A 12,120-nucleotide genomic window follows, 5' to 3' on the forward strand; every position below is an offset into this window, starting at 1 on the left:
TCGGTCACGATTCCCAGGCCGGGCGCTGCGTCTTGAACTGGCTGAAGATCTTCTCGAAGACCTCGTCGCCAGCGCCCTTCTGCTCGGCGTTGGCGCTCGCGGACATCATCTGGAGCAGCTCACGGAACGGGAATCCCTGCAGCCGGGCGTTGAATTTCGGCGCGAACGCCTGGAGCACCTGCTCGCCCCTGTCCGTGATGCCTCCGACGCCGATCGCGTACAGCCGGAAGCGGCGGGCGCGCTGCTCGTCGGCGAGCACCGGGATCAACCGGTGCCAGGTGTCGGTGAGATGGCCGGTGGCGTCGGTCGGCAGTCCGTCGGTGACCAGGCAGATCTGCGGCCGGTAGTACTGGAGTCCGGAGGCACGGAGCTCGGCCTTGCGGGCGGCGACGATGTGCATCGACAGTTCGAGGGCCTCGGTCATCAGGGTGACCCCGGCGGCGGCGAGCTGCGGCGGCTGGAACATGTGCGCGGGCACGAAGGGGCTCACCGGGGCGCGCGGGGCGAGGAGTTGGGGCCCGCGCCAGGCGGCGACGCCGTTGCCGCCGAAGGTGACCACGGCGACCTCGACGCTGTAGCTGAGGCTGACGTCGTCGTGCAGTTCCCGGGTCCACTCCGCGAGCGCGTTGTTGAGCGTCTGGATGGGCTGACCCGCCATGGAACTGGAGATGTCGAGACAGAGCACGAGCGGCAGCCGCTGGGCGTTGTTCTCGAACTCGATGTCGGCGTACTCCGCCGGCAGGGTGGGCGGGTATTCGCTGTGCATGCGGATCTCTCCTGGTCTCAGGGCCGGCCGGCTTTGGCGTGCCGTCCGGCCGTCGGCGGAAACGCGTAGAGGACGTCGGAGTCCCGTTCCCGTGCGTCGGTGACGTCGACGAGTCCGCCGGGCGCGGGCGGCGGGCGGCCCGGCTCGGCCCACACCGCCCGGAACAGCACGTGGTCGACCTCGACATAGCCCTGCGGGTGGAGTTCGGTGCGGACGACGGCGGCCCTGACGGGTCCCGGCACGTTGCCGACCCGCCGTCCGTGGCGGGGCGTCGGCGTGACCCTGAGGCGGGTGGTGGCCTCGTCGGGCGCCCGGGTACGCGGACGGGGCGCCACGGCGGCGGCCGGTACGGCGCCGATGCCCGGCGCGGCGAGCGCACGCCGGGACAGGGTGCCGACGGCGCGGGAGGAACGGCGGATCAGGAAGAGGAGCAGGCCGAGGAGGAGGACGAGCACGGCGCAGAGGACGGCGAGCACCTGGGTGGCGGTGTCCCAGCCGGGTTCGGCGACCGGGTCGGGGACGGAGGTCGGGCCGACGGTCGCGTCGGGGTCGGGTCGGGCGTGGCCGGCCCTCTCGGACTCCTTGTTCCGGCCCTCCTTGCCGGAGGCGGAGCCGGTGGGGATCGACGTGACGGTTGCTCCGCCCGGAGAGCCACTGACGGCGTACGCGTGCCGGGAGAGGTCGACGGCCAGGCTCTGCCCGACGAGTTCACCGCCGCTCAGCCGGTGCCCGTCGCCGAGCGGGGCGCAGGGGTCCTTGCCGTCCTTGGGGGCGCAGGCCCCGAGGTCCCTCAGCTCTTTCAGCGCCTCGCGCGACAGCGGGTCGATGACGGCGTCCTCCGCGACGAGCCTGGCCCTGGGGTCCGCCAGTACGAGGAGTGCCGTTCCGCCCGGTCCGGTGTGGACGCCCGGCGGTACCTCGACCACGAGTCTCGCGCGCCCGCCCAGCAGCGTCCGTTCGGCGCCCTTGCGGCCCTCGGCGTCGCCGTCGAACCGAAGCGTCCGGTCGAGGGTGACGTGAACCGTGCCCTGTCCGATCGCCCGGGACCAGCACTGGAGACGCTTGTCGAAAGGGACGCCGCACGACCCGTCGGCCGCGGCGGGCCCCGCCGGGGCGAGCGCGACCAGCAGTCCGGAACACATGATGAAGGAAAGCCGACGCCGCATCGAAACCCCCCGTGGCCAAAGAAAAACACCCCCGCGGCCCTGAAAGGCACTCGCCCATAGTGGCGGTAACCGGCCTGCTCCCGAAAGGGTTTGAGGCATTCGACAGGCATATCTTCTACAACTCGAACACCTGATGGCAGCGGGTGAACATCTGTCTCGCCCGTTCCACCCAATCGCTGGCCAAAGCATCGAAATCTGTTTGCGTGATGCGACAGGTCAGGGGGAGGTCGCACACCCCCGCGAGGCAGGGACGCGGCCCCCGCACGTCCCACACCGACAGCATGGGGTTCAGTTGTTCGGTATTCCACGCGTTCGACGCGGCTGCGGCGACGGCCAGTTGGTCCTGGCGCAGGAAATGCCCGTCGGTCGCGAAGGCGACCAGCAGTCTCTTGGTCGTCATGAAGCGCACGGTGACCATCCGACCCGTTTCCTCGAGGTCGAATTGCATGGAGACGGAAACGGTGTCGGTCGCGGTGTGGTAATTCCGCCTGGTCACCCAGTTCTGCACCAACTGACGCCAGTGGGTCCCGATTTCGAGGATCTCGTGGCCCCGGCCGGAAAAGGACTCAGGCGTCGCCACGGCCCACCGCCTCGGCGACCATCGCGTCGGTCAGCCCGGCGTCGAGCAGCGCCTGGGCGTGCAGGAGCAGACAGGAGGGTACGGACACGCTGCTGCTCTCCTTGCGGCGCTTCTTCAGGTCCTGGGTGCGCGCCTTGATGCTGTGGGCCACCGTGGGCGGCGGCCAGGCGGCCTGCCGGGGCTCCTGCTCCAGCAGTGCGGCGAGGAGATCGTCCAGTCGGGGCCGGTCCTCGGGCCGTTTCGCCAGACATCGGGCGACCAGGTCACGCATCGGCCCGGATATGCCGTCGAGTTCGGGTTCGGCGAGGACGACCCGGTAGCGAACCGCCGCTCCGCTGCCGTGCGGCGCGCGTCCGGTGAGCGCGTACACCAGGACCCCGCCGAGGGAGAAGACGTCGCTCGGCGGGCCCACCGTGGCTCCCTTGATCTGCTCGGGCGACATGAAGGGCGGGGTGCCGACGACGACGCCGACCTGGGTGAGGCCGGGGGCACCGTCCACACGGGAGATCCCGAAGTCGATGACACGCGGGCCGTCGGCGGCGAGCAGTACGTTGGCCGGCTTGAGGTCGCGGTGCACCACGCGTGCGGCGTGGATGGCCTGGAGCGCCTCGACCAGGCCCGCGCCGAGCTGTCGTACCTGCGGCTCGGGCAGGGGGCCGTCGGTCTGGACCGCCTCGGCGAGCGAGGGGCCGGGCACGTACAGCGTGGCCAGCCAGGGCAGTTCGGCCTCGGTGTCGGCGTCGATGACGGCCGCGGTGTAGGCGCCGCTGACCACGCGCGCCGCCGCGACCTCGCGCGCGAAGCGCTCCCGGAACTCGCCCTCCGCCGCGAGTTCGGGCCGCACCACCTTCACCGCGACCTCGCGTCCGGCGGGCGAACGGCCGAGATACACCCATCCCATGCCACCGGAGCCGAGCCGCCCCACAATGCGGTACGGACCGATCTTCATGGGGTCACTGACAGGCGTACGCACCCCGCCCACCTCATTTCGGGGTTCACTGCAGGATGTCAGGAGTGTCCCTCGAAATCCGCGCTTTTTCAGCCGTTCCGGCACGGGCAGGGCGGAGCGGACGAAAAAAGCCGGGGCCCCGCACAGATGTGCGCGGGACCCCGGCGGGGTGTTGTCACCGCGGCCGACCTCCGCAACGGTCGCAGGTCAGGGCAACTCCGGTCGGCCGCGGAGCCATAGGGGGCGTCAGCCCAGGCGCTCCACCAGCGCGCGGTACTCGTCCCACAGTTCCTTGGGCGTGTGATCGCCGAAGGTGTTCAGGTGCTCGGGGACCAGGGCGGCCTCCTCGCGCCAGACCTCCTTGTCGACCGTGAGCAGGAAGTCGAGGTCGGCGTCGGCCAGTTCGAGACCGTCGGTGTCGAGGGCCTCCCGGGTCGGCAGGACGCCGATCGGGGTCTCGACGCCCTCGGCCTTGCCGTCGAGACGCTCGACGATCCACTTCAGGACGCGGCTGTTCTCGCCGAATCCGGGCCACACGAACTTGCCCGCGTCGTTCTTGCGGAACCAGTTCACGTAGTAGATCTTCGGGAGCTTCGCCTGGTCCTTGCCCTTGGCGACGTCGACCCAGTGACCCATGTAGTCGCCCATGTTGTAGCCGCAGAACGGCAGCATGGCGAAGGGGTCGCGGCGCAGCTCGCCGACCTTGCCCTCGGCGGCGGCGGTCTTCTCGGAGGCGACGTTCGCGCCGAGGAAGACACCGTGGTTCCAGTCGAAGGACTCCGTCACGAGCGGTACGGCCGAGGCGCGGCGGCCGCCGAAGAGGATCGCCGAGATCGGCACACCCTTGGGGTCCTCCCACTCGGGCGCGATGATCGGGCACTGCGAGGCGGGCACCGTGAAGCGGGCGTTGGGGTGCGCGGCGGGCGTACCGGACTCCGGCGTCCAGTCGTTGCCCTTCCAGTCGGTCAGGTGGGCCGGAGTCTCCTCCGTCATGCCCTCCCACCAGATGTCGTTGTCGTCGGTGAGCGCGACGTTGGTGAAGACGGAGTTGCCCCACAGCGTCTTCATCGCGTTGGCGTTGGTGTGCTCACCGGTGCCGGGCGCGACGCCGAAGAAGCCGGCCTCGGGGTTGATCGCGTACAGCTGGCCGTCCTCGCCGAACCGCATCCAGGCGATGTCGTCGCCGATCGTCTCGACCGTCCAGCCGGAGATCGTGGGCTCCAGCATGGCGAGGTTGGTCTTGCCGCAGGCGCTCGGGAAGGCGGCGGCGACGTACTTCGACTCGCCCTGCGGCGGCGTCAGCTTGAGGATCAGCATGTGCTCGGCGAGCCAGCCCTCGTCGCGCGCCATCACGGACGCTATGCGCAGCGCGTAGCACTTCTTGCCGAGGAGCGCGTTGCCGCCGTAGCCGGAGCCGTACGACCAGATCTCGCGGGTCTCGGGGAAGTGCGAGATGTACTTCGTGGAGTTGCACGGCCACGGCACGTCGGCCTCGCCCTCGGCCAGCGGCGCTCCGAGCGTGTGCACTGCACGCACGAAGAAGCCGTCGGTGCCGAGCTCGTCCAGGACGGGCTGTCCCATGCGGGTCATGGTGCGCATGGACACGGCGACGTAGGCGGAGTCGGTGATCTCGACGCCGATCGCGGAGAGGTCGGAGCCGAGGGGGCCCATGCAGAACGGGACGACGTACATCGTCCGGCCCTTCATCGAGCCGCGGAACACGCCCTGCTCACCGGTGAAGATGTCCCGCATCTCGGCGGGGGCCTTCCAGTGGTTGGTCGGGCCCGCGTCCTCTTCCTTCTCGGAGCAGATGAACGTCCGGTCCTCGACCCGCGCGACATCGGTCGGGTCGGAAGCGGCGTAGTACGAGTTGGGGCGCTTGATCGGGTCGAGCTTCTTGAAGGTGCCCTTGCGGACGAGCTCCTCGCTCAGTCGCTCGTACTCGGCCTCGGATCCGTCACACCAGACCACACTGTCCGGCTCGGTCAGTTCGGCGATCTCGTTGACCCACGAGATCAGTTCCTTGTGGTTGGTCGGGACGGGAGCCGCGATGTCGCGCGCCACGATTGCTCCTAAATGAGGGGTTTTGTTTTGGTGCCCCGTGGGGGCTGCGACCCGGATGCTTCACGGTGATTGAACCCCTGGCGCTCATCCGGTGCCGACCACACTCATTTGATGATCCGACTGAGTCGCGCATATGTCCATAGGGCCTCACACCTGAGCGGAGTGAGCATCGCCACTCGCCGGAAGGTTTCCCCCCGCTCGCTCCGGATTCACCGCGCGTACCCCCGCGCCGCCCGCCCACCCGCGTGAGATCATGGCAACTATTGCGGTTCGCTTACGCGGGACTGACACGTAACTTACGGTTCCGTAGGTACGATGCGGCGCATGACTGCGTCCGTCCCCGACGCGCCCACGGACACGCCGGCCGCCGGCCACGCGTCTGTCGCGCACTCCCTGTCGGAAGAGATCAAGCCCAAGCTCCGCGGCTGGCTCCACCTCGGCATGTTTCCGGCCGCCCTCATCTCCGGACTGATCCTCACCGCGCTGGCGAACTCGACCCGCGGTCGCATCGCCTGCGGAATCTTCGCCCTGACGGCCTGCCTCCTGTTCGGGGTGAGCGCCCTCTACCACCGCGGCAACTGGAGCCGGCGCATGGACGGCGTCCTGCGCAGGCTCGACCACGCGAACATCTTCCTGATCATCGCGGGCACCTACACACCGCTGACGATGCTGCTCCTGCCGGAGGCCAAGGGGCAGTGGCTCCTGTGGAGCATCTGGGCCGCCGCGGCGGCGGGCATCATCTTCCGGGTGTTCTGGGTCGGCGCCCCGCGCTGGCTCTACACGCCCTGCTACATCGCGATGGGCTGGGCGGCCGTCTTCTTCCTGCCCGACTTCATGCGGACCGGAGGCATCGCCGTCCTCGTCCTGGTGATCGTCGGCGGTCTGCTCTACAGCGCGGGCGGAGTGATCTACGGGATCAAGCGCCCCAATCCGTCACCGCGCTGGTTCGGATTCCACGAGGTCTTCCACTCCCTCACCCTCGCGGCGTTCATCGTGCACTACGTCGGCATCTCGCTGGTGGCCTACCAGCACGGCTGACCCTCCCCACCGACCCTTCCCTCCTCCTCCTTCATGGCCGCGGCTCTCGAGCCGCGGCCATGACGCGTTTCCGGCACGCGACACCGGCCGGCGCCAACGCCCGCGCGGCGACGGCGCTCTCCTGCGAACCCTCGAACGGCGAACGGCGAACGGCGACAACCCGCCAACCCGCGAACCCGCGAACCCGTGAACTGAAAGCCACACCGCATTGACAGTACCCATCTTTTGAGAGTTACTCTCATTTCATGGTGACTCTCACGCAAGACGGCGCCGTTCGGCGCGACCCCCGGCGCTGGTGGGCCCTCGGGGCCCTGGTCGCGAGCATGCTCGTGCTCGGGTTCGACATGACGATCCTCAACGTGGCGCTGCCGACGATGGCCCGTGACCTCGGCGCGTCCACCGGGGAGCAGCAGTGGATGGCGGACGCGTACGTCGTCGTCTTCGCCTCGCTGATGCTCCCGGCGGGCCTGCTCGGCGACCGCTTCGGACGGCGCCGCATGCTCATCGCCGGCCTCGGCGTCTTCCTGGCCGGCTCCCTGGCCGGCTCGCTCGTCGACGACGTCACCTGGGTGATCGTCGCGCGCGCCCTGATGGGTGTCGGCGGCGCGCTGGTGATGCCACTCGCGCTCGCCGTGCTGCCCTCGCTGTTCGGACCCGACGAGCGCACCAAGGCGGTCGGGGCCGTCTCCGCCGCCTCGGCCCTCGGCCTGCCGCTGGGCCCGATCATCGGCGGCTGGCTGCTGAACCACTTCTGGTGGGGCTCCGTCTTCCTGGTCAACATGCCGATGGCCGCCATCGGCATCACCGCCTGCGTCTTCCTGCTCCCCGAGACCCGGGACCCGGCATCGCCCAAGGTCGACGCGGTCTCCACCGCGCTCACCGCGGTCGGCCTCAGCGTCCTGATCTACGCCATCATCGAGGCCCCGACCCGCGGCTGGGGCGACCCGCTCGTCCTCGGCTGCTTCGCCGCCTCGGTCGTCCTGATCGCGCTGCTCGTCGTCCGCGAACGCCGCAGCCCCCGCCCGATGCTGGACCTCTCCCTGCTCGCCCAGCGCGGTTTCCTGCTCAACACCCTCGCGGCGACGCTCGTCATGTTCGTCCTGTCCGGCCTGATGTTCGTGCTGCCGCAGTACCTCCAGGCGGTGCTCGGACACGACGCGCTCGGGACCGGGGTGCGGATGCTGCCGATGATGGGCGGACTGCTGGTCGCCTCCAGGGGCGCGCAGCCGCTGGTCGCCCGCTTCGGGGCGCGCGCGGTGATCAGCGCGGGTCTCGTCGTCCTCGCCTTCGCCGCGTTCCTCGGCAGTCGTACGACCGTCGACGACGGGTACGGCGTCACCGCCCTGTGGCTGTCCATCGCCGGACTCGGCTTCGGTTTCGCCGTCGTCCCCGCGATGTCGGCCGCCCTCGGCGCACTCCCCCGCGACCGGGCCGGCAGCGGCTCCGGGCTGCTGATGACGGTGCGCCAGGTGGGCGGCGCGATCGGCATCGCCCTGCTCGGCTCCCTGCTGGCGAGCACGTACGCCGACCGCCTCGTCACCTCCGCTCTGCCGCCCGCCGCCGCGAAGGTCGCCGGCGACTCGGTGGTCGGCGCCCATGTGATCGCCGGCCGGCTCGGCGACCCCGCCCTCGCCGCCTCCGCGAACTCCGCGTACATCCACGGCATGGACCTGGTCCTGCTGGTCAGCGGGATCGCGGCCCTGGTCACCGCTCTGCTGGCGGCGGCGCTGCTGCCGAGCGCCCAGCAGCCCGCCCCGGAGTCGAAGGAGGACACCGACATGGCCCCGGCCCCCGCCGATGCCGGACAATGAGGACCATGGCCGCCACCGCACAGAGTTCCACTCCCGCGACGGAGCCCCAGCCGGGGCTCCGCGAGCGGAAGAAGATGAAGACCCGCGTCGCGATCCGCGAGGCGACATACCGGCTGATCGAGGCGCAGGGGTACGACGCGACGACGATCGAGCAGATCGCGGAGGCGGCCGAGGTCTCCCCGTCCACGGTGTTCCGCTACTTCCCGACCAAGGAGGACATCGTCCTCACGGACGAGTACGACCCGCTCCTGGAACAGGAACTGCGCGAGCGCCCCGCGGACGAGCCCTGGTTCGAGTCCCTGCGCCATGTGCTCAGGAAGGCCATCGGCGTCAGCAGCGCGGAGGACCCCGAGATCACCCGGCTCCGGACGCGGCTGATGGTCGAGGTCCCCGCGGTGCGGTCCCGGATGATGGAGAGCATGTCCGTCACCGGGCGGCTGCTGAGCCGGGCCATCGGGGAGCGCGCCGGCTGGGACCCGGACAGTCTGGAGGTCCGTGTCTTCGCGATGTCGCTGATCGGCGGGCTGATGGAGACGTCCCTGTACTGGGCCGAGACCGGCCAGGGGGACGACTTCGCCGACCTCGTCGAGCGCGCCGTGAACGTCCTGGAGCACGGTCTGCCGCCGGGAAACCCGGAGGCCACGGGTGCGCCCCGCGTGACATCCTGACCGCGTGAACGGACCGGAGATCCACATCGAATTCGCCCCCGAACTGGGGCTGTTCGTCCCGCACGCCCGCCGGGCGGGCGTCACCGCCGTCGGCACCGACGGCTCCTCCACCCTCGGACATGTCGTCGAGTCGCTCGGCGTCCCGCTGACGGAGGTCGGCGCCCTGGTCGTGGACGGGCGCGAGGTGCCCTTCTCGCACCTCCCGGCGGCGGACGAGTCCGTGCAGGTCCGCGCGGTCGAACGCCCGCAGCGGGTCCCCGGCGCGCCGCTGCGCTTCCTCCTCGACGTCCATCTCGGCACCCTCGCCCGCCGGATGCGCCTCCTCGGCGTCGACACGGCGTACGAGTCCACCGACATCGGCGACCCGGCTCTGGCCGCCCGTTCGGCGGCCGAGCGGCGTGTGCTGCTCAGCCGCGACCGCGGACTGCTGCGGCGCCGCGAACTGTGGGCGGGCGGCTTCGTCTACAGCACCCGTCCCGACGACCAACTCCGGGACGTGCTGGGCCGGTTCGCGCCCGAGCTGAAACCCTGGACGCGCTGCACCGCGTGCAACGGTCTGCTCCACCGGGCCACCAAGGAGCAGGTCGCGGAGCAGTTGGAGAGCGGCACCGAGCGGTCGTACGACGTCTTCGCCCAGTGCGCGGAGTGCGGGCGCGCCTACTGGAAGGGCGCGCACCACGACCGGCTGGAAACCGTCGTGGAGCGCGCCCTCGCGGAGTTCGGGACCTGACGGGCCGGTCCGGGGTCTCCTCCGGTGCCGGCCCGAAGCGTTCTAACGCTTGATCAGATCCTTTGCCCCGCAGGCCAGTCCGTCCCTGCTGGGGTCGAGTCCGAGCGGATCGTCCTTGCCGTTGATCCTCAGACGCCCGTAGTCGTTCTTCTTCAGCCAGGCGCAGCGTGAGGCCGTCGTCTTCTTCACCCCGTCCGGGAAGACCGTCGGCACGCAGACGTTGATCGTGCCGTAGTGGCGGTCGCAGCCGGAGATGGTGGTGGACACCTTCTGGGAGGTCCGCTTCCTGCCCGGCTCCGTGACGGTGCCTTCCAGGGAGTCGGCGAAGGAGTGGACGTGCGCCGAGGCGGTGTCCGCGGCGAGCGCGGACGGACCCTGGAGATGCACCCACTTGGCCACCGACGGAACACCGTTGGCGTCGACCGCGAAGAGCATGTACCAGCCGGGCGGCGCCATGTCGGGGTTGCTCGTCACGTTGAGGTCGACGTTGTTGCCGTCCACGCTCAGCGGCAGGTCCACGAACCGCTGATTGGGGTCGGACGAGTGCGTCACCGCGGCGGGCCGGATCAACTCCGCCTTCACGATGGGCCGGTCGACGGTGATGCGCTGCGTGTCCCCGTACACCCACTCGTTGTCGATCACCGAAGTGATCGTCGGGCGGGTGCCCTTGAGGAGGTACGGCGGGGTGTAGATGGACACGTTGTGGTTCCAGGTGCCGTTGCCCGGGTTGTCACCGGTGGCCATCACACGGCCGTCCGGCAGCAGGAACGCGGACGAGTGGTAGCCGCGGGCCTCCGGGTCGGCTGCCACCGGGTCGAAGGTCGAGGTGGCGGGGTCGAAGATCGACGCCTCGTAGACGGGGTTGGCGCGGTTGTGCAGTCCGCCGCCCGTCTCCAGGACCTTGCCGTCGGGCAGCAGGACGGCGGAGACGTACATCTTGCCCTGGGCTCCGGTCTGGGCCACCTTGCCGTTGCCCAGGTCCACCGTGCCCTGTGGAATCTGCGGGCCGACGGTGTACGAGGGGTCGGCGGCCTTCAGGTCGATGATGTCGGTGAGCCGGTTGGCGTCCGGGTTCGAGTCGATGTTGCCGCCGCCGATGGTCAGGACCTTCTGGTCCTGCGCGGGAGGCAGCAGCACGCTCGCGGACTGGTCCCGCTGGTCCTTGTTCTGCAGGCCGGGGACCGCGGTCGTGGTGTTGGCGTCGTAGTCGTAGATCGCCGAGCCGGTGCCCGGGGTGCCGTTGCCGAAGACATGGCTGCCCGAGTAGAAGAGCCGGCCGTCCTGCATCAGGATCATCGACGGGTACAGGCCCCAGAACGACCACGTCTGGTTGACCTGCCACAGCGGCAGCCACTGCTGCTGGGCGTTCGACCAGCGCTCGGCGGTCACCGAGCCCGAGGAGTCCTCGCGCAGTCCGCCGAACGAGATGATGTCGCCGTTGCCCAGCTCGGTGGCGGACGGATACCAGTGGCCGTCGTTCAGGTCGTTCGTCTTGCTGTACGTCTCGGTGACCGGGTCGAAGATGTACGAGTCCTTGTACCCCTCGTACCCGTGCCCGCCCGCGACCGGGAACGCCTTGTTGCCGCTCATCACCAGTACCCGCCCGTCGGCGAGCTGGACGTGTCCGGCGCAGAACATGTCCTTGGGTGTGGGGATCACCTTGTACGAGCCGGTCGCCGGGTTGTAGACCGCCGACGTGAACGTGCCCGCGTCGAAGTTCTCCTCACTGTTCCCGGAGCCCGCGATCAGCAGCACCTTGCCGTTGTTGAGGACGACGGAGTGCATGGAGCGCACCGGGTTCTGCGTGGGCAGGACCGTCCACTTCCCGTTCGCGCACTCCTCGGCCGTGCCCGTGCAGGTGGCCGGCGGAACGGGGTCGGAGACCTGCTCCATCGTGTAGTCGTCGGTGGTCGCGGACCCCGTGCCGTACACGGACACGCCCCAGGTGATGCGGTCGGTGCCCGCCGGGACGGCCGGGGTGCGCACCGTCGCCTGCGTCCAGGCCGCCGCCATGTCCAGGGTCTTGAGGTCGGTCCAGTACTGCCAGCCGGCCGCGGTGTCGTGCCGGAAGAGCGTGATGGCCGCGTCGGGGGTCGTCGTCTTGTAATAGAGCCCGAGGTCGTACTGCTTGCCCACGGTGACCACCGGCGCGCAGGCGGCGGACTCGGTGATCAGCGCCTTGCGGTCGCCGTCGACCCGGCGGGTCAGCGTCACCTTCATGGCCTTGGAGCCGGAATGGGCGTCGGTCACGGTCGCGAAGCTGAAGTCGTTGTCGCCCCAGCCGGACTTCTCCCAGCAGGACGGCATGCCGTCCGTACCGGCGGTCTCGAAGCCCGGGTTCGTGACGA

10 protein-coding genes are annotated in these 12,120 nt (G+C 69.9%); 4 read left to right on the forward strand and 6 right to left on the reverse strand.

What is annotated here, in order from left to right; genetic code table 11:
- Positions 1-4 precede the first annotated feature (4 nt).
- The 5 genes from ABZX90_RS16490 to ABZX90_RS16510 form a co-directional block, all read right to left on the reverse strand.
- Entirely contained in the window at positions 5-766 is a 762-nt protein-coding gene (locus ABZX90_RS16490) for a hypothetical protein (RefSeq protein ID WP_351126094.1), read from the reverse strand.
- Between the two features lie 17 nt (positions 767-783).
- Positions 784-1,932, reverse strand: coding sequence for a hypothetical protein (locus ABZX90_RS16495; RefSeq protein ID WP_355205398.1), 1,149 nt, complete (start codon positions 1,930-1,932; stop codon positions 784-786).
- Positions 1,933-2,047: 115 nt separating this feature from the next.
- Positions 2,048-2,512 carry a hypothetical protein gene (locus ABZX90_RS16500; RefSeq protein ID WP_355205401.1) on the reverse strand — a complete coding sequence of 155 codons (465 nt, stop codon included), beginning with the start codon at positions 2,510-2,512 and terminating at the stop codon, positions 2,048-2,050.
- Complete coding sequence (locus ABZX90_RS16505; protein WP_355205404.1) at positions 2,499-3,461, reverse strand: serine/threonine-protein kinase; 963 nt, start codon at positions 3,459-3,461, stop codon at positions 2,499-2,501. The genes ABZX90_RS16500 and ABZX90_RS16505 overlap by 14 nt, the downstream gene beginning before the upstream one ends.
- Before the next feature lie 246 nt (positions 3,462-3,707).
- Positions 3,708-5,525 carry a phosphoenolpyruvate carboxykinase (GTP) gene (locus ABZX90_RS16510; protein ID WP_351126102.1) on the reverse strand — a complete coding sequence of 606 codons (1,818 nt, stop codon included), beginning with the start codon at positions 5,523-5,525 and terminating at the stop codon, positions 3,708-3,710.
- A gap of 324 nt (positions 5,526-5,849) precedes the next feature.
- Between ABZX90_RS16510 and ABZX90_RS16515 the strand changes: the two genes are divergently transcribed.
- The 4 genes from ABZX90_RS16515 to ABZX90_RS16530 all read left to right on the forward strand — a co-directional run bounded on the left by ABZX90_RS16515 (position 5,850) and on the right by ABZX90_RS16530 (position 9,772).
- Entirely contained in the window at positions 5,850-6,563 is a 714-nt protein-coding gene (locus tag ABZX90_RS16515) for a hemolysin III family protein (protein WP_351126104.1), read from the forward strand.
- A gap of 245 nt (positions 6,564-6,808) precedes the next feature.
- Positions 6,809-8,374, forward strand: coding sequence for an MFS transporter (locus tag ABZX90_RS16520; RefSeq protein ID WP_355205408.1), 1,566 nt, complete (start codon positions 6,809-6,811; stop codon positions 8,372-8,374).
- A 5-nt stretch (positions 8,375-8,379) separates the two neighbouring features.
- Positions 8,380-9,042: a TetR/AcrR family transcriptional regulator gene (locus tag ABZX90_RS16525; protein ID WP_355205411.1), complete on the forward strand. Its 663-nt coding sequence runs from the start codon at positions 8,380-8,382 to the stop codon at positions 9,040-9,042.
- A gap of 4 nt (positions 9,043-9,046) precedes the next feature.
- Positions 9,047-9,772 carry a Mut7-C RNAse domain-containing protein gene (locus ABZX90_RS16530; RefSeq protein WP_355205413.1) on the forward strand — a complete coding sequence of 242 codons (726 nt, stop codon included), beginning with the start codon at positions 9,047-9,049 and terminating at the stop codon, positions 9,770-9,772.
- 42 nt (positions 9,773-9,814) lie between these two features.
- Here the strand turns inward: ABZX90_RS16530 and ABZX90_RS16535 are convergent, their stop codons facing one another.
- Positions 9,815-12,079, reverse strand: a complete 2,265-nt coding sequence (locus ABZX90_RS16535) for a galactose oxidase early set domain-containing protein (protein ID WP_351126196.1) — start codon at positions 12,077-12,079, stop codon at positions 9,815-9,817.
- Positions 12,080-12,120: the final 41 nt, after the last annotated feature.

This window comes from Streptomyces sp. NPDC002935 (genome assembly GCF_040611295.1).
Lineage (GTDB): Bacteria > Actinomycetota > Actinomycetes > Streptomycetales > Streptomycetaceae > Streptomyces.